Annotated in this window: 16 protein-coding genes; 12 read left to right on the top strand and 4 right to left on the bottom strand. The window is 71.7% G+C overall.

Features of this window, described 5'->3' with window-relative positions:
* The first annotated feature begins 13 nt into the window (after positions 1-13).
* Positions 14-1,279, top strand: a complete 1,266-nt coding sequence (locus tag ABZX02_RS06740) for an MFS transporter (RefSeq protein ID WP_355295543.1) — start codon at positions 14-16, stop codon at positions 1,277-1,279.
* A gap of 59 nt (positions 1,280-1,338) precedes the next feature.
* On the opposite strand, the gene ABZX02_RS06735 is transcribed toward ABZX02_RS06740, so the two are convergent.
* Positions 1,339-2,856 carry a glycosyltransferase family 39 protein gene (locus tag ABZX02_RS06735; protein WP_355295542.1) on the bottom strand — a complete coding sequence of 506 codons (1,518 nt, stop codon included), beginning with the start codon at positions 2,854-2,856 and terminating at the stop codon, positions 1,339-1,341.
* A 369-nt stretch (positions 2,857-3,225) separates the two neighbouring features.
* On the opposite strand from ABZX02_RS06735, the gene mppP reads away from it, so the two are divergent.
* From mppP to ABZX02_RS06710, 5 genes are all read left to right on the top strand, one after another.
* Complete coding sequence (mppP, locus tag ABZX02_RS06730; RefSeq protein ID WP_355295540.1) at positions 3,226-4,359, top strand: enduracididine biosynthesis enzyme MppP; 1,134 nt, start codon at positions 3,226-3,228, stop codon at positions 4,357-4,359.
* Positions 4,356-5,549: an aminotransferase class I/II-fold pyridoxal phosphate-dependent enzyme gene (locus ABZX02_RS06725; protein WP_355295538.1), complete on the top strand. Its 1,194-nt coding sequence runs from the start codon at positions 4,356-4,358 to the stop codon at positions 5,547-5,549. The genes mppP and ABZX02_RS06725 overlap by 4 nt, the downstream gene beginning before the upstream one ends.
* The gene (gene mppR, locus ABZX02_RS06720; RefSeq protein ID WP_355295536.1) at positions 5,546-6,391 is read left to right on the top strand and encodes an enduracididine biosynthesis enzyme MppR; all 846 of its coding nucleotides are present in this window, start codon (positions 5,546-5,548) and stop codon (positions 6,389-6,391) included. The genes ABZX02_RS06725 and mppR overlap by 4 nt, the downstream gene beginning before the upstream one ends.
* Positions 6,388-7,395 (top strand): class I SAM-dependent methyltransferase, encoded by a 1,008-nt coding sequence (locus ABZX02_RS06715; protein ID WP_355295534.1) that lies wholly within the window; start codon positions 6,388-6,390, stop codon positions 7,393-7,395. The genes mppR and ABZX02_RS06715 overlap by 4 nt, the downstream gene beginning before the upstream one ends.
* A gap of 163 nt (positions 7,396-7,558) precedes the next feature.
* Positions 7,559-8,326, top strand: a complete 768-nt coding sequence (locus tag ABZX02_RS06710; RefSeq protein WP_355295532.1) for an SDR family oxidoreductase — start codon at positions 7,559-7,561, stop codon at positions 8,324-8,326.
* Position 8,327: 1 nt separating this feature from the next.
* On the opposite strand, the gene ABZX02_RS06705 is transcribed toward ABZX02_RS06710, so the two are convergent.
* A complete protein-coding gene (locus tag ABZX02_RS06705) occupies positions 8,328-8,636 on the bottom strand; it encodes a transcriptional regulator (protein ID WP_355295530.1) in 309 nt (102 codons plus the stop codon).
* Positions 8,633-9,469 (bottom strand): hypothetical protein, encoded by an 837-nt coding sequence (locus ABZX02_RS06700; RefSeq protein WP_355295528.1) that lies wholly within the window; start codon positions 9,467-9,469, stop codon positions 8,633-8,635. The genes ABZX02_RS06705 and ABZX02_RS06700 overlap by 4 nt, the downstream gene beginning before the upstream one ends.
* Positions 9,470-10,095: 626 nt before the next feature.
* Here ABZX02_RS06700 and ABZX02_RS06695 point away from each other — a divergent pair.
* Genes ABZX02_RS06695 through ABZX02_RS06670 form a run of 6 tightly spaced genes read left to right on the top strand, consistent with a single transcriptional unit; the run spans position 10,096 to position 21,782 of the window.
* On the top strand, positions 10,096-12,408 hold the full coding sequence (locus tag ABZX02_RS06695; RefSeq protein ID WP_355295526.1) for a vWA domain-containing protein: 2,313 nt from the start codon (positions 10,096-10,098) through the stop codon (positions 12,406-12,408).
* A gap of 42 nt (positions 12,409-12,450) precedes the next feature.
* Positions 12,451-15,600, top strand: a complete 3,150-nt coding sequence (locus tag ABZX02_RS06690) for a tubulin-like doman-containing protein (RefSeq protein ID WP_355295525.1) — start codon at positions 12,451-12,453, stop codon at positions 15,598-15,600.
* The gene (locus tag ABZX02_RS06685; protein ID WP_355295523.1) at positions 15,597-17,843 is read left to right on the top strand and encodes a hypothetical protein; all 2,247 of its coding nucleotides are present in this window, start codon (positions 15,597-15,599) and stop codon (positions 17,841-17,843) included. The genes ABZX02_RS06690 and ABZX02_RS06685 overlap by 4 nt, the downstream gene beginning before the upstream one ends.
* The gene (locus ABZX02_RS06680; RefSeq protein WP_355295521.1) at positions 17,840-18,844 is read left to right on the top strand and encodes a hypothetical protein; all 1,005 of its coding nucleotides are present in this window, start codon (positions 17,840-17,842) and stop codon (positions 18,842-18,844) included. Before ABZX02_RS06685 ends, ABZX02_RS06680 begins: the two co-directional genes overlap by 4 nt.
* Positions 18,841-19,908 (top strand): hypothetical protein, encoded by a 1,068-nt coding sequence (locus ABZX02_RS06675; RefSeq protein WP_355295519.1) that lies wholly within the window; start codon positions 18,841-18,843, stop codon positions 19,906-19,908. The genes ABZX02_RS06680 and ABZX02_RS06675 overlap by 4 nt, the downstream gene beginning before the upstream one ends.
* Positions 19,905-21,782, top strand: coding sequence for a hypothetical protein (locus tag ABZX02_RS06670; protein WP_355295517.1), 1,878 nt, complete (start codon positions 19,905-19,907; stop codon positions 21,780-21,782). The genes ABZX02_RS06675 and ABZX02_RS06670 overlap by 4 nt, the downstream gene beginning before the upstream one ends.
* A gap of 70 nt (positions 21,783-21,852) precedes the next feature.
* On the opposite strand, the gene ABZX02_RS06665 is transcribed toward ABZX02_RS06670, so the two are convergent.
* Positions 21,853-22,689, bottom strand: a complete 837-nt coding sequence (locus tag ABZX02_RS06665; protein ID WP_355295515.1) for an SAM-dependent methyltransferase — start codon at positions 22,687-22,689, stop codon at positions 21,853-21,855.
* Positions 22,690-22,920 lie beyond the last annotated feature (231 nt).

Here is a 22,920-nt window from a genome sequence, read left to right as displayed (position 1 = left end):
GAGGAACGAACCGATGTCGGACGGTGTCGCACCGGACGTCCCGTTGTCCAGGAACAGGAACTACCACATCCTCTGGACCGGGCAGTTGTTCTCCGAGTTCGCGGCGGAGCTGACGCTGATCGCCTTCCCGCTGCTCATCCTGTCGATGGCCGGCTCGCCGCTGCAGATGGGCGTGGCGTCCTCGGTCCTCGCGGTGGCCACCACCGCCGCGGTCGCGCCCGCCGGGGTGCTGGCCGACCGGTGGGACCGCAAGAAGATCATGCTGGTGTGCCAGGCGTTGCGCGTGCTCGCCATCTCCAGCCTGGCGGTCGCGCTGCACCTGGACCACTACACGTTCGGGCACCTGCTGGCCGTCGCCGTGGTGGAGGGCGTGCTCGGCTCGGTGTTCCAGCCCGCCGAGCACGCGGCGCTGCCGTCGGTGGTGCCCGAGTCGCAGCTCTCCAACGCCGTCGCCCGCAACGCGGCCCGGCCGTTCCTCGCGATGCTGCTCGGCCCCGTCGCGGCCGGCTACCTGTTCGCGCTGAACCCGATCAGCCCGTTCCTCGCGAACGTGGTCATCCTGACGATCTCGCTGGTCACCCTGCTGTTCCTGCGGCTGCCCCGGCGCGGCGCGGTCGCGGAGCCGGAGGCCGAGCCCGGTCCCGGGTTCAGCGGGCAGTTCGCCGAGGGGGTGCGGTGGATGCTCGGCAACCGGGTCATCCGCACCACCATGGCGTGGGCCGTCGTCGCCAACATGGTCTTCTCCGCCCTGCTGATCATCATCATGACGATGTCCAACGAGGACAGGGTCGGGCCTGGGGAGATCGGCCTGATGATGGCGTGCTTCGGGCTGGGCGGCATCCTCGGCGCGGTGGCGGCGGGCTGGTTGCACGACGCGTTGAAGCCGTCCGTGGTGGTGCTGGGCTTCAGCTGGATCCTCACCGCCGCCGTGGCCGTCATGGCCGTGGTGCCGACCGGGGTTCCGCTCGGCGTGGTGCTGGGGGTCGCCGCGTTCTTCGCGCCGGTGGCCAACACCGTGGTGATGACGTACCAGATCACCACGACCCCGGACGAGCTGCGAGGCAGGCTGTCCGGCCTCGCCGCGCTCGCGTCCGGTGCCGCCGCCGCGTTCGGGCCCATGATCGGCGCGTTCCTGATGGCGGGCCTCGGGGACGGGCGCAAGGCCGTTCTCGTGTGCGCCGCCGGACTGTTCGTGGTGGCGGTGGTTTCGACGGCAAGTCCTGTGCTGCGACGCTTTCCCGCTGCGAAGAAGGCCGAGGTCGAGCCGGTTTCCGCCTGATCCGCGCACGACGAAGGCCCTGCCGCTGATGTGCGGCAGGGCCTTCGTCGTGTGGGGGGTCAGAACGTGCCGGTCCAGTGCAGCTTCGGCCAGATCGAGGACCACGGTTGCCTCGGGCCACCGCACACCAGGACCTCCTTGTCCTGGTTGATGTTCGGCAGCGCGAAGGTCAGCTTGCCGCGCACCTCGCAGCTCGAGAACAGCCGCTCGAACGCGGCCCGGTCGACACCGACCGCGATCACCAGGGTCTTGTCGTCCTCCGGGACGCCGAAGCCCGCGTAGGAGTTGTTGCCGCTGTACGCCCTGGGCAGGCCGGCGCCGTACCGGTCCACCGCACCGGCCTGGCTGTAGTCGTGGCCGTAGACGACCGCCTTGCGCTGGTCGGCCTCCGAGAGATCGCGGTAGACCGCGGCCACCTGGTCGGCGAGCTCCTTCGCCCCGGTCTGCCCGGTCTGCACCTCACCGCCGAGCCCGGCCAGCACCGGGTTGTCCAGATAGGACTGAACGGGCAGGATCGGCAGCACCACCAAGGCGTTCACCGCCGCGTTGGCCACCACCGCGACCACCAGCACCGTCTGCCTGAGCCGGCTGCGCGCCCACCGGACGGCGGGCACGGCGCCGATCGCCACCAGCGCCACGAGGATTCCCTCGTTGTAGCGGGGGAAGCCGCCGAGCGCCAGCAGCGCGACGACGATCAGCAGGTACGCGAGGCCGATCGCCCGGTACGGCCGCCAGTCCGGACGGCGCAGCAGGGCCACGAGACCGCCGATCCACACCGGCGCCAGCAGCAGGCCGCCGAACAGGAACTGGCCGATGAGGAAGCTGATCGCGGTGTTGACGTCCGGCGCACCGGAGAGCTCCCCGGCCACCGTGAACTGCGGCCAGCCGTGCGTGGCCTGCCACAGCAGCGCGGGCGCGGCGATCGCCAGCCCGACCACGGCGCCGAACACGACGAACCTGTCCCGCAGCAGCTCCCTGCCGCGGGTGAGCAGCAGGCCGCCGAGCAGTCCGAGCACCAGCAGCACGACCAGGTTCTTCGCCTGCATCCCGATGCCGGTGACGGCGCCGATCGCGAGCCACAGCCGGGAGTCCCCGGTGCGCACGAGCCGGATCAGCAGCCAGCAGACCGTCAGCCACACCAGGTGGTCGACGGCGGTCGGGTGCAGGGTGTGGCCGGCCGCGAGCGAGCTCATCGCGCCGCCGGCCGCGGCCGCCGCGAGCAGCTGTGCCGCCCCGCCACCGCCCATCTCCCGCGCGATCAGCCCGGCGACGACGACGCCGATGCCCGCCAGCAACGCGGGCACGACGCGCAACGCCGTGACGGTGTCGCCGAAGAGCGCCGTCTGCGCCGCGGCCAGCACCGCCACCAGCGGGGGCTGGTCCTCGTACCCCCAGTCGAGGTGGCGCCCGGCCACCCGGAAGTACAGCTCGTCGAGGTAGTAGCCGTGCCGGGGCGCGAGCACCAGCAGCAGCAAGGTCATCGCACCGCCCGCCGCGGCCAGCGCGGGCCGGCGCACGGCCGGCACCGCGACCGGTGACGGCGTGGCCACCTCGGTCTTCTCGTCTGTGGTCGACATCGTCCTCACTTCGTCCCAGTAGTCCGCGTGGGCCAGTGTCTCCGGGTGAGTCGGTGCGGCGTAAGGAAGTTCGCTGGTGGTTCAAGTTCGACCGGCGCAGGTTGACCGCAGGGGAAAGGACCCAGGTGAGTCCGCCCGCCACCGCCTCCCACCGCCCTTTTCGCTGGTGGCAAAGGGATTCTGGGCTGTTAGCGTTGCGTCGTCCTATCCCGGCGGCCTCGGTGCCGGCGGTGAGTTCGGCAGGTGCGAGGGAATTTTCTGGCGGGGGCCTGGGGGAATCGGGCGGCTGGGGAATGCACGTCCTTTCGAGCGCTGGGCTCCAAGCAGCTTGCTCTTGTCGCCTATTCCAAAGGTGCTTGTGAACAGACCATGACGACGACCACGACTTCTCCCGTCCAGCTGGGCAACCTGACCCAGTTCGAGTACCTGGCTCTCAACAGCCCGCTCAACCTGTCGGACGGCCACGCCCGCCAGGAGCTCACGCCAGGCCAGATGCGGATCATCGACGACCTGCCCGTGTTGTGGGCGGAGGCCGTCAAGCTGCCGGTCGAGGAGGTGGAGAACGGGGCCAAGCGGGCCTACTTCGAGCTGCTCGGCCAGGCGAGCTTCCCGTCGGAGCGGGTGCTGAGCTGCTACTCCTCCTCGGTCGCGATGGAGATCTTCGCGCGGGCCCTGGCCACGAGGACCGACGCCATCGGGCTGATCCACCCGACGTTCGACAACATCCCGGACATCCTGCGCGGCGTGGGCCTGCGCCTGGTGCCCGTGGAGGAGGACGTGCTGCACGGGGGCGACCTGCCCGACGCGCTGCTCGCCCAGGTCGGCTGCGTCTTCGTGACCACGCCGAACAACCCGACCGGCCGGGTGCTGCCCGCCGACCGGTTGCGCAGGCTCGCCGAGCAGTGCGCCGAGCACGACGTGGTGCTCACGCTAGACACCTCGTTCCGCGGCTTCGACACCGACGCGCACTACGACCACTACGCGGTCCTGCGCGACAGCGGCTGCCGCTGGGTGGTCATCGAGGACACCGGCAAGCTGTGGCCCACCCAGGAGCTGAAGATCGGTTTCCTGGTGTCCTCGGAGCACGTCGGCCTGCCGGTGCACGAGGTCTACTCGGACATCCTGCTGGGCGTCTCGCCGGTGATCATGGGCATGATCCGCCGGTTCTCCGAGGACGCCGCCGCCGGCGGTCTCGCCAACCTGCACCGGTACATCGCGCGCAACCGGGCCACGTTGCGGTCCGTGCTCGCCGACGTGCCGGGCGTCTCGTTCCCGGACCTCGCCAGCCGCGCCAGCGTGGAACGCCTGCACGTGGGCGATCGGCTAGGCCTCGACGTGTGGTCGCGGCTGCAGGACTCCAACGTGTTCGTGCTGCCGTGCCAGAAGTTCCACTGGGCCAGGCCGAACGAGGGCGACCACCTGCTGCGCATCGCGCTCTCGCGGTCCGAGTCGGCGGTCCGGGGCGCGGCCGACGCGCTGCGGACCGTGCTGCTCGACGGATGACCGTCCGGCTCTCCCCGCGCGACACCGCCGGGCCGTCCTCGCACGACCGCCACTGGCGGGCGGGCACGGTGCAGGCGGTGTCCCCCGCGGGGACCCTCGACCTCGGACCCGGTTACCTCGAACCGGGGTTGCTGCCGGTCGACCTGATCGGCGAGGCCTACGCCGTTGCGGCGCACCGGTTCGGCGCCGCGGCGTTGAGCTACGGCGACAACCAGGGCGCGCTGCCGTTCCGCGAAGCCGTCGCGGCGCGTGCCACCGCTCTCGAGGGGCTGCCGTGCGGGCCGGAGAACATCCTTGTCACAGCGGGGAGTTCGCACGGTCTGCACCTGCTCGCCACCGTCCTCGCGCGGCCGGGACAGCAGGTCCTCGTCGAGCGGACCGGGTACGACTTCGGCCGGGCCGTGCTGCGCGACTGCGGCCTGGTGCCGCGGTCCGTGGCGACCGACGGTGACGGTGTCGTGCCCGAGGCGCTGGACGAGGCCCTGCGCGAGGGAGCGGGGCAGGTGGCGTTCGTCGTGCTCACCCCGACCTTCCACAACCCGACCGGCACCGTGATGCCGCTGCGGCGGCGGATCGCCGTGCTGGAGGTGGCTGCCCGCCACGGCGCGGTGCTCGTCGAGGACGACGCCTACGCCGAGCTGGACCTCGACGGCACGGGCGTGCCACCGTCGCTCGCCGCCCTGGCCGGGCACCGCGGGGTGGTGCGGCTGCGGACCGCCTCCAAGGTCCTCGGCCCGGGCCTGCGGCTCGGCTGGATGCAGGCCGATCCCGCCGTCGTGCGCCGGTTCACCGCCCACGGACTGCTGGTCAGCGGCGGCAGCGCGAACCACCTGTGCTCGCTCGCCGTGCAGACCCTGTTGTGCGACAACACCTTCGACCTGCACCTGGACTGGCTGCGGGCGCGGCTGGCCGAGCGGCGCGACGCGGCGTACGACGCGGTCGCCGACCAGCTGGCCGGCGTGGTCGAGGTGCGGCGGCCGCAGGGAGGCTTCTTCCTGTGGCTGCTCGCCGGGCAGACCGAGAAGTCCTTAGTGGACCGGGCTTCCGCCGCCGGAGTGGTGGTGGCGGCCGGCTCCCGGTTCGGCCACACCGAGGTGGCCGCGGTGCGCCTGTCCTACAGCTTCACCCCGCCGCCGCTGCTGCGCGCCGCCGTGACACGGCTGGCCGACGCCTGGAAAGGGACGTCATGACCGACCGTGCGCCGAAGGGATACAGCCTGCCGCTGTCGCCGTCCGGCCGTTCCTCGATGCTCACCGCGCCCCCGTGGCACTTCTCCGGTGACGTGCTGATGGTGGACTACCGGGTGGACCCGGAGGCCGCCGCCGCGTTCCTGCCGCCGGAGCTGTCACCCGGCCGCGATCCCGGCGCGGCCGCCGCTGTGTTCGCCCAGTGGCAGTGGACCTCGGACGACGGTGCCGAGCTCGAAGACCCGCAGCGCGCGCAGTTCGGCGAGTTCCTGATCCTGCTGGCGTGCGAGTTCGAGGGCGAGCAACTCGCCAGGTGCCCGTACGCCTGGGTCGACCGCGCGGTACCGCTCGTGCGCGGCTGGCTGCAGGGCATGCCCAAGCAGTTCGGCGAGATCCACCAGACCAGGCCGATGTCCGTCGGCAGGGCCGGACCCCGGATCGCGCCGGGCGGCCGGTTCGCGGGCTCGGTGTCCGTGCTGGGCCGCCGGGTCGCGGAGGCGGCCGTGACGCTGCGCGCCGAGTCGCCCGAACCGCCGCACCTGCACACCGTTCCGCTGGCGCACAACAGGGTCACGCCACCGTGGCTGACGGACGAGGAACCGGTGTCGCAGCTGGTCGCCTCCACAGTGGACGGTGTCGAGTTCTCGCCCGTGTGGTCGGGAGACGCCGAGCTGACCCTGTTCGACGGCCTGCCCGCGGACCTCGCGGACCTGGAGCTGCTGGCTCCCGTGAGCGTCGGGCAGGGGCATTGCTTCTCCTACGCCGAGACGTTGCACGGCGGCCGTCCGCTTCTCCCTGGATCGGCAGAAACCACTTCCACGAACAACGACTGGGGCACACCGTGACCGCTGAACTCCTGGAAACCCAGCGCCTGCTCAGCGCTGCCGAGATCTACAACTCGACCCTCGCGTCGTGGGCCATCAGCGCCGCCTGGGAACTGGGCGCCCTCGACGAGCTCCTCGAGCACGGCAAGCTGGACGCCGTCGAGTTCGCCCACCGCAAGAACCTCGACCCCGCCTCCACCATCGGCATGTTCGCGGCCCTGGCCAGCGTGAAGGCCGTGCACCGCGACGACACCCTGGTGTGGGTCGGCCCGAACTTCGCGGAGGTGGAGAAGTACCGCTCGATCTTCCACTGGCTCGCCCGCGGCTGCTCCGGCCTCTTCACCGAGATGCCGTCCGTGCTGCGCAACGAGAACAGGCAGGGCGAGGAGTTCTACCAGCGCGACGCGGGCGCGATCAGCTTCGCCTGCCGCGAGATCAACGGCCGCTTCTGGGACCCGACCTTCTGGCGGGTGATGAACGGGATCGACTTCGAGTTCACCCACGTCGCCGACCTCGGCAGCGGCAGCGGCGGCCGCCTGATCCAGATCCTGCAGCGCTTCGAGGGCACCACCGGCCTGGGCATCGACATCGCCCAGGGCGCACTGGACTTCGCGGCCGGCGCGGTGGCCGAGGCGGGACTCTCGGACCGCATCTCGTTCGCCCTCGACGACGCCCGCAACCTCACTGCGAAGCCGGAGTACGAGAAGGTCGAACTGCTGACGTGCTTCATGATGGGCCACGACTTCTGGCCTCGTGAGGACTGCGTCCGCAACCTGCGCAACCTGCGCGCGCTGTTCCCGAACGTGCGCAAGTTCCTGCTCGGCGACGCCACGCGCACGGTCGGCATCGCGGACTTCGACAAGCCGGTCTTCTCGCTGGGGTTCGAGGTCGGCCACGACATGATGGCCACCTACATGCCGACGATCGACGAGTGGCTCGGGGTGTTCGGGGAGGCGGGGTGGCACCTCGACCAGATGCACCGGATGGAGGTGCCGGCGGCCTCGGTCATCTTCGAGCTCAGCTGACCGGTCCAGGGCTCTCGCAGCCGTGCGAGGGCCCTGACTCGCTCCTCTCCAAGCACGTACCTCGTGGTGTGGAACACGGCCCTCCGGCTCGACGTAGTTCGGTGAATGAACTAGCGTCGCGGGTAGTTCAGTGAATGAACTACCGATCGGAAGGGAGACCGCCATGTCGTCCGTGCTCATCACCGGTGCGTCCAAGGGGATCGGCCGCGCCATCGCCGAGGAACTCGCCCACCGCGGCCATCACGTGATCGCCACCGCCCGCCGGCCGGAGGAGCTGGACGACCTGCCCGTGGCCCAGCGCCTCCGCCTCGACGTCACCGACCAGGCGAGCGTCGACGCGGCCATCGGGGCGGCCGGCGAGGTGGACGTGCTGATCAGCAACGCCGGGGCCACGGTGCGGGGGCCGCTGGAGAGCATCCCGCTGGCCGAGGTGGACCGGCTCTTCCAGCTCAACGCGCTCGGTGCGCTGCGGGTGGCGCAGGCCGTGCTGCCCGCCATGCGGACGCGCGGGGACGGGCGGCTGGTCTTCGTGTCGAGCGTGCAGGGGCGGATGGTGCTGCCGATCATCGGGCCGTACGGCGCCAGCAAGTGGGCTTTGGAGGCGCTGGCGGAGACGTTGGCGGTCGAGGCCGGGCACTTCGGCGTCAAGGTGAGCATCGTGCAGCCGGGGGCGGTGGCCACCGGTGGTGCGGAGCGGGCCGCGACGTTCCTCGCCGACGACGACCCCTACCTGCCGTTGTACCGCCAGGTCGGGGTGTTGCGCGGTGAGGTGGTCACCGCCGAGGACGTCGCGGTGGTCGTGGCCGACACGGTCGAGAACCCCGCGCCGCCGTTGCGGGTGCCGGCGGGCGCCCCCGCCGAGCGTGCGCTGGCCGCTCGGAAGGAGGCGCCCGAGGACGTGCCGTTCGTCCCGGCCGGGCTGGACTGGTAGGTCAGCCCCTGGTGTGGCGGTCGAGGAGTGCACGCAGTGCGGCCATCTCGGCGGCCAGCGCCTCGCGACCCGCCGGCGTGACGCTGACCCACGTCTTGGGGCGCTTGCCCTCGTAGCCCTTCTCCACGAACAGGAGTCCGGCCTCCTCCAGCACCGCGATGTGGCGCGAGAGGTTGCCCGCGGTGAGGTTCAGCGTGGACCTCAGGTAGGCGAACTCCACGCGCTTCACCTCCGCCGCGATCGTGAGGATGCCCAGGCGGTGCCGCTGGTGGACGACGTCGTCGAGGGCCGCTGTCGGGTGGTCCGTCACGGCGACACCCGCTGGGCCGCCAGTGCGCCCAGACCACCGAGCACGAGCACGGTCGCGAGCAGCAGCACGTCCTGGCCGGCGCCCAGCGCGTCGATCTTCATGGGTGAATTGTCGACGATGAGCACGCAGCCCGTGAACACCACCGCGATCACCGCGCACAACTTGCTGCGCTCGATCCACGCGAGCGTCAGCAGGCCGATCGCGATCGCCATGAACTGCGCGCCGCCGCCCATCCCGAGATCGATGCCGACGTCGGGCACCTGCAGCAGTGACAACGCGACCGACGCGAGGAGCAGTCCGACCGGGATCGTCAGCAGCCGGGCGCGTCGTGCGCGGAACGCGAGCAGCGCCAGGCCGAGCAGCACCGCCATCGCGATCGCGACCACCGGGAACGTGGGGTCGATCGGGCTGTACCGGTAGAACAGGCTGGTGCTCAACGGAATCCCGAACAGCACCGCGACCAGCCCGAGCAGCGCGACCTGGACGTAGGTGCCCGTCGGGGTCTCGACACCGACCCGCCGCGCGCGCCAGCGGTACCACCAGACCGTGGCGAGCAGGCCCGCGACGAGCGCGCCGAGCCAGTACAGCGAGAGCGCCAGCGGGTGCACCACCTCGGTCTTCAACCTGAGGTGCATCAACGGGTCCAGCCACCAGCCGCGGCCGCCGTCGACCAGGTGGTCGGTGGGGTTCGGGTCCGCCTGGGACAGTGGCAGCGAGACCAGCGACAGCACGCCCATGAGCAGCAACGGGAACCAGTACCCGTGGCGGTCGTCGCGGGCGCGCTTGCGCAGGCCGGCCAGTTCGTCGAGCAGTTCGCCCGGATCGGTCGTCATCTCGTTCCCCCAAACTCGACTGCGATGCAGTTAGGTTTGCATCGCAAACCACAGCTGTCAACCCCGCCCTCGCGGCGTCATTTCCGCGTGTCATCTATTTGTCGTGTCGACGATTCCGCGACGTTGTGCTGCTCCGTTCGAGTTGTGCCGAACTCTGTCGGTAACGTGAACGGTGGATGTGGCGAAGAAGCACGCGCAAGGTTCGACTTCGGCCCGGTGCGGTACGCGCTCGTGGTGTTGTTCGACGACCGCACGGTCTCGTGGAGGAAGCGCAGGGAAGACACGCTTCGCGCAGGTGAAGTATTTTCCGACGGGTGACACGCGCCGCCTTGTGATGGCTCTGAGCTGCGGAGATGGGTGAACTTCTGCTTGTTCTCGCGCGTGAGGCGGCTCGGTCTGGCCTCTTTCTGTCAAGTTTCCCGGTGGCTGCTCATGCTGTTTTCGTCCTGAAATAAAAAATGTCGATGGCGCGGTAACGCGTTGTCGTGAAATGCCGATCTCGACGGTACTTGGCGTCTGTGGAGCACGTTGATGTGGTAAGGAGCGGGAGCGTGGAGCGGCTCGATCGCGTGGAATACCGCGGTAGTGGGAGGTGCCGGCGAACAGCGCTGGCGGCAGTGGGTCTGATGGCGTTGCTCCCCGCCCTCGCCGGGGTGACGTCCGCGTCCCAGGAGCAACCGCCCACGTTGCCCGCACTGCAGGTCGTCGTGCTCGTCGACGAGTCGGGGAGCATCGCGGAGCAGGACCTCGAGCGGGAGAAGGAGGCCGCCAGGACCATCGCGTTCAGCGTCCTCGCGCCCGGCTCGGTCGTGTCCGTGGCCGGGTTCGGCAGCGCGGACCGGGAGGGACAGTCCGCGGTGGACGCGGTGTGCCCGCCCACGAAGCTCGACTCGGCGCAGCAGCGCGACGTGCTCGCGAACTGCATCGGCAAGCTGCGCAAGCGGGGCGACGGCGAAGGCGCCGGCACCGACCACGCGGCCGCGTTGCAGCAGGCGCTGTCCTACGTGAAGGGCGGCGGGCCGGAGAAGAAGATCGTCTTCCTGCTGACCGACGGCAAGCTCGACGTGTCGGGCAGCGGTCAGTACGGCGAACAGGGCCCGCGCCGCAACGAGGTCGGTGCCGCCAAGGCCCGGGAAGCGCTGGCGGAGCTGGAGAAGACGGGCGCCCAGGTGTGGCCGCTCGGGTTCGGCAACGTCGACGTCGAGGCGCTGCGCGGCTTCGCGAGAGGCACGAGCTGCACGCCGTCCGTCGCCAACCCGCGCGAGAAGGTCGTGCCCTCGTCCGCGGAGCTGCTGCCGGCCGTCTACGAGGCGTTCAGCGCGGCGGGGTGCGTCGCCATCCCGCCACCGCAGCGCGGCGACCTGGCCAAGGGCGGCTCGCTGGAGCTCACCCTCGACATCCCGGCCGTGGCGAGCGACGCGTCGATCGTCGTCTACAAGCGCAACCCGAAGGTGCAGGTCGAGTACCGGGCCGCGGGCGCGAGCGAACCCGCCCCGCGCGCCGGTGGCACGAAGTTCGACTTCGCCGGCCAGGCGACCGAGACGGAGTCGGTGCTCATCACCGACCCGCAGCCGGGGAAGTGGACCATCCGGCTGTCGTCGGCGGAGGTGTCCGCGCAGGACGTGGCCGCGACCGTGATGTACCAGGCCGCGGTGAAGGCGGTGCTGTCCGTCAGCCCACCGCAGCCGGCCGCGGGCGAGACCGTCGACGTGACCATGCAGGTGTGGGCGCGCGGCAAGGCCGTGACCGAGCCGGACCTGGTGCGGGGCCTCACCTTCGTCACCACCCTGACCGGCAGCGCGGGCTTCCCCGCCCAGCAGGTCACCCTCACCGACCCCGACGGCGACGGCACGTTCTCCGGGCAGCTGAAGGTGCCGGACGACGCGACCGGCGACCTCACCTACACCGGCCAGGTCACCGGCGTCGGCGTCGGCGGCGACACCCGCGTCTACCCGGCCAAGGTGCGCAAGGACACCAAGGTCTCCGGCCAGATCCTGTTCGACAGCAACCGTTCCGAGGTCACGCCGGGTGGCACGGTCTCCGGCACCGTCTCGGTCACCAACAACTCGGGGCAACCCGCGGACCTGCAGCTGCGGCTCGACGACCTCTCGCCCGGCACCACGCTGACCGTCGACCCGGCGGAGGTGCCGGCGGGAACCGGTGCCACGACGGCGAAGTTCACGCTGCGGTTCGGGCAGGACACCGCCCTGGGCGTCAACAGCGGCACGGTGCGCCTCGTCGACCGGGCCGACCCGTCGACCGTCTACGCCGAGCGCCTGTTCTCCACGGACGTCCAGCCGCCGCCAGGAGTGCTGGAGAGGCTCTGGTACCTGTGGAGCGCGCTCGCGTTGGCACTGCTGGTCGTCCTCGTGTGGCTGGGCCGCAGGCTGGCTCGCCGGCGCAGGGCGATGCAGGTGGGCGGGCTGTCCGCGCAGCTGTGGCAGGGCGGCTACTTCGCCACGGAGGTCGAGCCCGGCAACCCGCGCGGCAAGGCGTTCCAGTTCGTGCTCGTGGAGGAGTTCACCGGCCGGCGGCTCCAGCAGGCAGGCCCCGGCGAGCCGAACGTGTACGAGGTGCGGCGGGTCGCGGGCGGCGTCAGCCTCACCGCGCCGGGCCGCCAGCCGGTGCGGCTCGCGCTGGGCGAACGCACCGACATCGGCGGGGACCTCTCGATCGGTGTCGTGGACCAGAACGGCGCCGGGTTCTCCGACACCACCACGGTCTTCGAACCGCCGCAGGCGAACCCGTTCCCCGCATCGTCCACAACAGACTTCGGCGGCCCGCCGGCGCAGCCCTTCGCCGGTTCGTACGACCCGTTCGCGGACGGCCCCGGACCGGCCGCGCCGGTGAACGGCAGGCACGCGTCGCCGGACTTCGGGCCGCCCGGCGGGTCCACGCGGTCCACCGACCACCACTTCGATCCGAACAACCCGTTCTGACCGGACCCGGATCCCTTCTGCGACAAGGAGTGCGAAGCCCACATGAGGATCTATCAACCGATGCTGTTCGTCGGGCTCGGCGGGACCGGGTGCAAGGTCGGCGCGGAGCTCGAGAAGCGCCTGCGCGAGGAGCTCTGCGGCCCCGACGGCACCAGGCTGCTCTCGACCATGCAGGACTCGACCTTCCTGCCCTACCAGCTGCCTTCGTGCCTGCAGTTCGTCTACGCGGACCTCAGCACGAACGAGCTGCAGCGCGTGCGCCGCGAGGTCGTGCCCGGCCGTGAGCACGAGCAGGCCGCGCAGAAGACCATGCACCAGATCACCGACCTGGTGCCCGCGGGCCTCGGCAACTCCGCCGACGTCGCGCAGAGCCTGCGGATCAACACCGACGAGGACACGATCCACTGGTTGCCCTCCAAGGAGAGCGACCCGCGGGTCGGGCCGCTGCTGCGCGGCGCGGGCCAGCTGCCGACCGTCGGCCGCGGGGTGCTGTTCGAGACGATCCGGCGCAACCCCGACACCGCGGTGCTGGGCATCAAGAACGCACTCGCCGCCATCAACGAGTCCGCCGGCGACCTCTTCGTCGTCAGCGGCAAGCACGCGCAGCGCGTCGACGCGGTGACCGTGTTCGTCGTGTTCTCCGTGGCGGGCGGCACGGGCAGCGGCATCTTCTACGACTACCTGCACCTGATCGGCGAGACGCTGCGGCGCGGCGGCAAGGTCGCGGAGATCTACCCGCTCGTGCTGATGCCGTCCGCGTTCGACGACGGCCAGGGCGGCGGGCGGCCCGCCGAGCTCAACGCCGGCTCGTCGCTCGTCGACCTCTTCCGGCTGATCGACGACCAGAACGCGCAGGGGTCGCCGGACGAGCTGGACGACAAGGGCACGCACGGCGCTGTCTCCGTCCGCTACCCGCAGCTCGACCAGGTGCAGCTGCTGCCCAACACGGTGCAGACGGCGTTCCTCTTCGGACGGCCGGTCGGCGGCGTGCGCCGGGACGACCTGAACCGGTCGATGGTGTCGCTGATGACCTCGCTGATCGGGGCTGGGCCGAGCGACGCCGAGGACGACGAGGACGGCGCGAACCGGCAGCACCAGTCGTTCGCGGACGACTTCATCAACAGCAAGGTGGACCGGCACGCCACCGCGGACACCGGCGTGGGCCGGCGCGGTGTGACGACCAGCGCGGTCGCCGCGCTGACCACCCCGTTGCTGGAGCTGACCGACGTGGTCGCCTCGCACCTGCTCGCCAACGCCGTCAACGAGCTGCTCGTCCCGCCGGGCGCCGCGGAGACGAACAAGCCGCACATCCGGCAGTTCATCACCGCGTCCGGGCTCGACCGGCTGCTCGACGCGACGCCCGCGCGGATCCCGCCGATGGGCAGCCCGGTCGGGTACGGGCCGGTGCTCGCGGCGCTGACCGACCGCGCGAACGCCATGGGCGCCAACGTCGAACGCGGCATGGAGGCGCTGGCCGGGCCGGTCGCGACGCTGGCGCAGGACTTCGACCCCGCCGCGGCGGCCTCCGTGCTGCTGCGCGACCTCGACCTGTTCCGCCTGAACCGCGCCGTGTTCGGCCACCGCGACCTCACCGACCCGCTCGACAAGGGAGGGTTCCGGTCGCTGCTGGAGGGCTGGCGCACCCCGCCCGCGCCGCCGCCCGGCATGAACGCCGCCGCGCCGCCGTTGCCGAAGAACCTGCAGAAGAAGTTCATGCAGCGCCTGCGGATCGCCGACGAACCGGTGCAGCAGGTGACGCGGCACCAGGACGCCTGGTACGCCTGGCAGACGCGCCGGATGTGGAACGCCTCGTGGAACGACAGCCACCGCCTGTGGAGCAGGCCGTGGCAGGCGTTCACCGAGCAGTTCCGCGCCATCCACGACGCGTTCGTGAACCACGCGCGCAACGACCCGACGCAGTTCGACCTGCGCTCCCGCGACCTCTACAAGGCGCGGGTCGGCGTGACCTACCTGCTGCCGCCGGAGGACCACGGGCTGGAGGGCTTCTACCAGTCGGTGCTCGACCGGCTCAAGCAGGACCTGCAGCAGCACCTGGGCCCGCACCCGCACGAGGGCCACATCCTCAACCTGTTGCTGGGCCAGGAAGGCTGGGCCGACGCGTTCGCCAGGGGACGGCAGGACCCGGAGGCCGCGGTCGCGTCCGTGCGCCAGCGGATCAAGGAGGCCGTCGCCGAGTGCGTGCGCCCCAGCGACCGTGCCCGTCCCGCGCTGGTGCCGCGGATGGAGGACCTGCTCGCGAACGCCGTGCAGCGGCGGGACAACACGGTCACCGAGACCGACCTGAACAGGTTCCGGCAGAAGCTCGCCGAGCTCGTGCCCGGTGGTTTCGCGCCGGACGGGCACGCGCCGCTCAAGGCGCTGTTCACCTACCCCGCCTCGCAGCGGGACGGTGACATCGAGCGGTTCCTGCGCCGGGAGGTCTCCCTGCCGCTCGACATGGTGGGGGAGCCGGAGTTCCGCGCGGTCCTGGCCGACGCGATGGTCGTGGTGCTCAACCGGAGCTCGATGGGCGTCACCGAGGTGCCGGAACTGCGCCGGGTCATCAAGGTCTGGGCCGAGGCGCAACGCCGGCCGCAGCCCCAGGACCTGCTCGCGTGGCGCCGCCGCCTCAGCCAGGACAGCCACTACCTGCTGATGAGCGAGCAGGACCGCCGGCAGGTGCTGCACCGGCTGCTGTGCGCGGCCTGGGACGGCAAGGTCGTCGTGTCGGGCAAGCTCGCGAGCCCGGATCACATCACCGTGGAGATCGGCAGCAGGGAAGCGGTGTCGATGAAGCTCGAGCTGACGCCGCTCGGCTCGCTGTCGTCGTGGGCCAGCGTGCTGCAGGCCTACGAGCGCTGGGTGCTCACCGACGACAACCTGAGCAGGCGCAGCCTCGCGGCGCGGCTGATGTCGTCGATCCCCGAGCGGGCCGACCGCTCGCCGTTCCCGCCGGCGCCGGAGTTCTCCGCCATCGCCGACCTCGTGGACCAGGAGCAGCTGAAGATCACCGAGGCCGAGCAGCACCGCGTGCTGAGCCAGGAACCGCAGCTCGCCGTCATCCGGGAGTTCTGGTCCACGACGCTGCCCGCGGCGCTGCGCCAGCAGGTCGCGAACACCTCGAAGAACCTGCTCGACCTGCGCGAGCAGGTGCGCGTGGCCCACGGGCTGGGCGGTGAGGCGGCGGTATGAACACGTCCAGGGTCGTACTGGTCGACCTGCGGGGTGGCGCCGGCGGTCTGCCGAGCGGCGAGCTGTCCGGCGGGGTGCTGGTGCTCGACAACGCCCGCTCGCTCGTCGAGCACGCCGACGTCTACCTGTCGCTCGTCGGCGAGAACATGGTGACCGCCGTCGTGTGCATCGCCATCGGCGAGGCGGGCACGGACAACGCGCTCGACGGGGTGGTGCTCACGGTGCCGCCCGCGTTGCAGCACGCCGCGGTCCTCTGGGTCGGTGACCCGGAGGGCGTGGACTGGGCGCCGGAGAACGCGCCTCCCCGGCCGGTCGACCAACCGGGCATGGGACTCGTCCACCTGGTCGCCGCCCTCCAGATGCCCGCGCTCTTCGACCGCGTCGTCGCGGCGGCCGAGGACGCGCCGGCCGTCGCGGTCAACCCCGGGCTCCGGATCGTGTCGAGCGCGGCCGACGCCGTCGAACTGGCGGAGGCACGGGCGGCGGCCGTCCGGTCGCTCTGCACGATGGAACACCTGCCCCCGCACGACCTCGGCGCGTCGATCCGGCAGACCGGACCGCTCGCGGGAGAGGGCGCGGTGGTCGCGGGGCCGGTCCAGGCGGCGAAGACGGAAGCGTTGCGGCGCCTGGGACACGTGGCCGGGCTGGCGCGGGTGCTGAGGACGCCCAAGGCGTTGTTCGGCTCGGCTCGGCCCACCGAACGGCTCGGCACCCAGGTCACCTGGGCCGGCCAGGCGGTGGAGAACTACCGACTGGCGGTCGTGGAACTGCTGCGGCGCATGGACGGTCACGTCCAGGCCGGGCGGCCGGCCGTCGAGGACGTGGTGGAGCTCGGTGTGCAACGGCCGCGCGAGGCGAACCGCGCCGAGCTCGCGGCGGACCTGCGGGAGGCGGTGGACACCCGGCTCGGCGAGGGGGTTCCGCTCCCGGTGCTGGCGCACGAGTTGCGGATGGTGGCCGCGAACTGCGGACCCCAGGGATGTGCGACCGACCTCGACCAGGTCACCGGGCGAGGACCGCTGGAGCTCGCCATGCCGGCGTTCAAGCGGTGGCCGCTCACCCTGCTCACCCTGCCGCTGATCTTCCTGAGCTGCGGCGTGCTCGCCCTCGTGCTCGGGCCGGGGTGGCCGGGCTGGGCATCGGGCGTGCTGCTGGCCGCGGCGTGGTTCGGCGCCGGGCTCCTGCTGCTGGCCCGGCGTCCGGAGAAGGAGGCGGAGGCCGGGCTCGCCGCGGCGCTCGTGCCCGCGTTGCTCGCCTACGGCCTGACCGGCCTCGCGGGTGTGGTGGCGGGCGTCGTCGCGGGCAGGTACGTCACCGGCCAGGTCCCCGGCGGCCTGTTCGCCGGGGACCTGCTCATCAGCGAGCTCGTCGGCCTGTCGCCGGTGACGGTCGGCCTGCTGGTCACGCTCCTGATCGTCCTGTGCGGAACGACGATCGTGCTCGGCTGGCGCGGGGCGGTGCGGGACTGGCGCGGAGCGTTGCGCGTGGCGGACCTGGAGAACGCGGTGGCGGACCTGACGCGGATCGCCGAGGACGCGACCGTCCGCGAGTGGCAGCCGCTGCACCGCAGGGAGGCCATCGCGACCGTCGCGACGGAGGTCGCCGCCGGACTGGAGGAGATCACCGGTGCGCTGGAGGAGGCGGGGAACCGGTTGTTCACCATCCCGCCGGGAACCCCGGCCTCCGGGAACGGTCTGGCCTCGATGGCCCGGCCGGTGCCCCAGGAGCTCTACACCGTCATCCGCGGCGACCTCGCCGACGTGTGCCGGGGCGCGCTGGAACCCGCCTGGCCCGCCGCCGTGACGTCCGTGCGCACCGGGGAGGGCGTCTACGCCCAGCGCCTGGACCGGCTGCTCGGGGAGTACGGCGGAGACGTCCGGCGCAACGGCCTGCTCTCGGCGAACCGCTTCGGCGGCGACCACGCCCCGCGCGACGCGCTGATGGCCAGGGTGTGGTCCGAGTCCCCGACGGCGCTGGCCGCCCTGCGCACCGAGGCGGGCGGGGACATGACCCAGCTGTGCCGCGGTGCTCAGCTCGGCTACCTCAGCACGTCCGCGGCCCCCGGCCTGGTGCGGTTCGGGCCGCAGCGGCTCCGTCGCCTGCTGGAACAGGAGGGAGTCCACAGAGGACTGACAGCGGACCCCGGCATCACCTGGGGAGAGGGCGGGGAGTTCGTGGGCGCGTTGCGGCTGCTGCCGTTGCGGACCGAGTCGGTGCGCCAGTTCGTGGGCGGTGACCGGTGACGGGGAAGACCGACGTGGTGCGCTGCCGGTACATCACCGGCGAGCTCAAGGAGATCGAGATCGAGGGCCACACCGAGTTCGTCACGCCCGGCTCGGTGCTGGAGCAGCGGCTCGTGCGGGTGAACGGGAAGCCGTTCGTGTGCAAGTACGTCTCGCGCGCGGCGGGTGCCCGCAACCCGCGGCTCTACGACCTGCTGGACAACGAGATCCGCGCGGGCGCGCGGCTCGGCCAGAGCTACCCGGACCGCTACCCGCGGGAGCTCGCCCAGCTGGTGGCGTACAACATCGACGCGGAGGAGCCGTTCGCGTTGCTGCGCGAGTACTCCGGGGTGCCGGTGGCAGGCCCGGCGGCACGGTTCCAGGACGCGGAGCGCAAGCAGTTCGAGCGCGCCCTGTTCCGCCTGCTGCGGCTGACGAGCGAGGCCGGGGTGGTGCACGGCGCGGTGACCACCGACGCCCTGCGCTGGGACAACGGCGTCCTGCAGCTGGTGGACTTCGAGTCCTCCGAACGCGTCGGCGAGCTGCGGCGCCCCGGCGCGGGCGCCGTCCGGTCGCCCGAGCAGGCGGCGGCCACCGGCGTGGTCGACGCCAGGGACGACCTGTGGGCCGCGGCGCTGCTCGTCCGCCGGCTGCACCTCGGGCCGTCGGTCGACGCCCAGCCGGACCGGCGCCACGACCCGGACCGGTTGCGGGGCCTGCTGGATCCCGTGCTCGGCACCACGGTGGAGCACCGGCCGACGGCGGCCGAGCTGCTGAGCAGGTTGCACGGGGACAACCACCTGCCGTCGTTCGTCGACCCGGAGGCGCGGTTCGCCCAGGGGCGCGAGCTGTTCGAGAACGTGGCCCGCGGCAAGGCGCCGGCTCGGGGCCAGATGGCGACCGCGGGTCGTGCGCAGTCCACTGAGGACTCTCCCGGCAGGAGGCGGAAGAGGTTCTTCCCGTTCCTGTCGGCGATGCTCCTCGTGTCGGTGATGGTCGTGGCCTCGGAGGTGATCGCGTGACCACGTCCGGCAGGACGACGCGCTGCCCGATCTGCGCCGACGAGTTCGCGTGGCCGAACGAACCGGAGGTCTGGCTCTTCAACCCCGGTGACGGCCGTTACGAGCTGTTCGACATCTCGACCGTGTCCCCGGTGAAGCAGGCCGACCTGATCCGCAACGGGTACCGGCGCTGTCCCAACCCGTCCGCCGATATGGTCGAGCACTTCCTGCCCGCGAGCTTCGGCCACCACGGCGACCCGCTCGTGATCGGCCTGGTCGGCGCGCCCAGCTCCGGCAAGACCCACCTGCTCACCGCGATGATCCGGCAGGCCTTCCTGAACGGGCTGGCCGCGTACGGGATCACCGTGACAGCGCTGGACTTCCGCAGGCACGTGCACTTCCGGGACCAGTACATCACCCCGCTGGAGCGCGGCGACGGACTGGCGGGCACGGGTACGGGCGTGATCGAGGCGGCGGACATCCTGCTGCTGCGCGGACCGACCGGGGAACGCCCGCTGATCTTCTTCGACGTCTCCGGCGAGGACCTGCGGAGCACCGACGCCCGCAACCGCGCCACCAGGTTCCTGCTCGGCGTGGACGCGGTGATCTTCGTGCACGCCTCGGCGGACCCTGCCGAGAAAGGACTGTCCTCCGTGGACAGCGAGAACCGTTCGTTCGAGCTCGCGATCGAACGGCTGCGCGACCGCGTGCTGCCGGCGGCGATCGCGGTCACCAAGTCGGACCGGCTGAGGTACGTGGCACCGGCGGACCGCTGGTTGCACCGCGGGGAGGAGCAGGTGCTGAACGCGGCGCGCATCCGTGCCGAGAGCAGGGACGTCTACGCCTACCTGCACCACGTCGGCTCGGGGGCGTCGCTGCGCCCGTTCGAGGCGTTCTCGCGCTGCACGCTGCACTTCACCTCCGCCAGCGGAGGGGACGCGCTGCCGAAGCAGGCCGACAAGGAGTTCCCCAAGTACTTCCCGCGCGGGTTCCGCCCGTCCAGGGTGCTGGAGCCGCTGATCTCGATCCTCGCCATGACCGGGGTGATCGCCGGCCAGGAGGCCGAGAGAGTGGGCATGCCATGACGGACCGCCGGCCCGACGAGGTCATCGACGAAGCGTTCTTCGGATGGTCCCTCGACACGGGTGAACACACCATCGTCTCCAGCTCGCTCGACGCGCGGCGGGCGGAGATGTGGCGCACGAGGCTGCAGGACCACGTCCGCCTGCAACCGGTGAACGGCCTGGAACCGCCCGACGTGGCGCTGTCCTACCTGGAGTTCCCCGACGGGCACGCCGCCGTGGTGCGCCGCGTGCGCGAGGGCTTCTCCGAGGGCCGGGGCAACACGCACGTCCTGATCGGGTCGGTGGCGACGCTCGACGCGGCGCTCGCCCTGCGGCTGGAACGCTGGGTGGGCTGGAAGTCGGCCGCCCCCGCCGGGGGGATGGGCACCAACTCGGTCCACTACCTGCGCAGCTGCGCCGCCGACGCGCCCGAGCCGCCGCTGGACCTGGTCAGGTCGCTGGAGAAGCAACTGGTGGCGGTGATCGCCAAGATCCTCGAGTACCCGGCGTACCCGCTGAGCGTCATCGGCTGTCCGGAGACGAGCAGACTGCCGCTGCTCTGGGCCGTGCGCAGGGCCGCGGAGAACTACCTGGAGCGGGAGTTCCCCGAACACCGGAGGCGGTGGACCTTCTCGACCTACGAGGACCGCCACGGCGCCAGCATCGACAACCTGCCGGAGATCGTGTTCCTGCCGGTGGTGCCGAGCGCGGGCGAGGCGCACCGGCGGCTGGTGGTGCGCTTCCACGAGCCCGTCGTGGACCAGAGCCCGCTGGTCGAGATCGCTGGACACCTCGTCGCGGGTCTGCTCCGCAGCACGCCGCCCCCGAACAGGCCGCCGGTGCCGCCCCCGCCGGTGGCGCCGCGCCCGCCCGAACCGAGGCCGTCCGCCGCGCCGGCCGACCTGCCGTCCGGTGGCGTCCGCGTCCCGCCGAGCACCGTCCCGGCGAGTGCCGTCGCGGTGGACCCGGCGCCGCCGCGGGGGATGCCGTCGAACCTGAAGGAGCAGCTGACCACGCCGTTGCTCAACGCCAGGAACGTCACGGAGTTCCTCCAGGAGCTCGACACCCTCGCGCACGTGCCGGACCGCGCACAGCTGCGTGCCGCGTTCGACGCCGACACGGTGAACCGGGCCGCCGAGTTCGTGGAGATCGACACCAGGTTCCAGCTGCTGAACCGGTTCCTCCAGACGCTCTACGGCGCCGATCTCCGGGACCTCCAGGGGGCTCCGGAAGCGCAGAAGCACGCCGGCCGGCTCATCCGGACCTGCCAGTCCGAACAGCTCTCGCTGATGCTGGGCAGCGCGGCCGCGAGGCACGGCAGACCCGAGATCGCCCAACGGGTCCTCGACAGGGCGTTGCAGCTCGGAGGACCGCTCAAACCGGGTCCGCGCAGGCGCGTCCGGGGCGTGCTGCCGTGGGCGATCACCCGGTCCCAACGGGTCGTGCTGCTCGCGCTGGCGGCGGTGCTCGTGCTGCTGACCGCGGTGCTGAGCGGCTACTTCCTCGGGCAGAACGAGTCCGCCGACCCGGTGGTGGGTGCCGCGCCGGCCACCACCTCCGCCGTCGTCGAGTCGGCGCGGCAGGAGCAGGTTCCCCAGTTGAAGTTCGGACGGGCCCAGGTCGCGGCGGACCCGGCGCGGTCGCGGGTGTTCGCCTTCGTGACGGCCGAGGGGCGGTACTTCCCGCAGCAGCCCTGCACACCGAGCGAGGACGGGAACTCGACGTGGGACTGCGCGCAGACCTACGTCCCGCCGGTGAAGCCGGGGGCGCCGTCCGAGTTGCTGGCCGTGGTCGTACCGGCGGACCAGGCCGACGGCCTGACCCGGGACGCCGAGCAGCGCAAGGGCATGCCGCGGGCGCCGGAGTGGGTCAACCAGGTTCCGGTCAGGTCCTGAACCGCGGTCCGGGCGCCCCGGTGTGCGGGGCGTCCGGACCGCGCTGAACCCAGGCGATTCGCTGTCGGCGTCATCGACCGGGTGCGGTGCCGCCGGCCAGCCGCCCGGACGCGAGCCACGCCGCGGGCACGGGCGCGACGGACCGGCCGTGGCCGATCGCGGGGTCGTCGCCCGCGTGCACCTCCGCCCGCCACCCGGCCGCGCCGAGCCAGTCCGCGATGTCGTCGCGGCCCGCGGCGAAGACCACCTCCTGCTTCTTCAGGCCCTCCCGGACCCGGCTGCCGCGACTGCCGAGCATCGAGGCCTGCAGGTGTTCGAGGAACAGGTGGCTGCCGGGGGCCGAGAGCGCGGTCACCGCGTCGAGCAGCGCGTCGCCCTGGCTCGGTGTCAGGTACATCAGCACGCCCTCGACGAGCCACGCGGTCGGTCGTGACGACGTGAAACCCGCCTGGCGCAACGGGTTCGCCCAGTCGGTGGTGAGATCGGCGGCGACGCCGGCCCGGTCGCAGGACAGGCGCAGCCCGGAGCGCGCGAGCAGGGCCGTCTTGAACTCCGTCATGGCCGGCAGGTCCAGTTCGAACCAGCGGGTGCCGGGTGGGCAGGGCAGGCGGGCCGGGCGGCCGTCGATGCCCGCCGCGAGGGTCACCACCTGCCGGACGCCGGCGGCGAAGGCCTCGCCGAGGCGGTCGTCGAAGTAGCGGGTGCGCACCAGGTGGTAGGTGGCGAAGCCGTTCGCGCTCGAGCGCATCTGCTCGACGAACGACGCGAGGCCCTCGTGGTCGCCCAGCTCGCGCAGCAGGTGCCCGGCCAGGGGGTCGGTGAAGAGGTCGGTCTCGGCGGCCCTGACCCAGGCGGTGTAGAGGGCGGTGCGGCTCAGGCCGTCGGCTGGGATGTGCGGGTCCGCCATCGGTCTCCTCGGTCACGTCGAATCGGCGTCGCGGGTTCTCCGGAAATCGTTGGGCCGGACCAGAACCGACTACTCACCTGTGCCCGAATGTCGGCACGTGGTCGGCGTTCGATCCGTCGCCCGCCGTTACTCCGGTAGTCCGATCGGGGCCAACTGATAGCGCCTTCGAGCAAACCTATCGAATTCGCGCGCGATTGCGTACACGATCGGTGTCGCGGCGTTACGCGGGTG

This window comes from Lentzea sp. NPDC003310 (assembly GCF_040610935.1).
Lineage (GTDB): Bacteria > Actinomycetota > Actinomycetes > Mycobacteriales > Pseudonocardiaceae > Lentzea.
The sequence above is the reverse complement of the archived record's forward strand: the minus strand, read 5'-3'. Positions and strand labels throughout refer to the sequence as shown.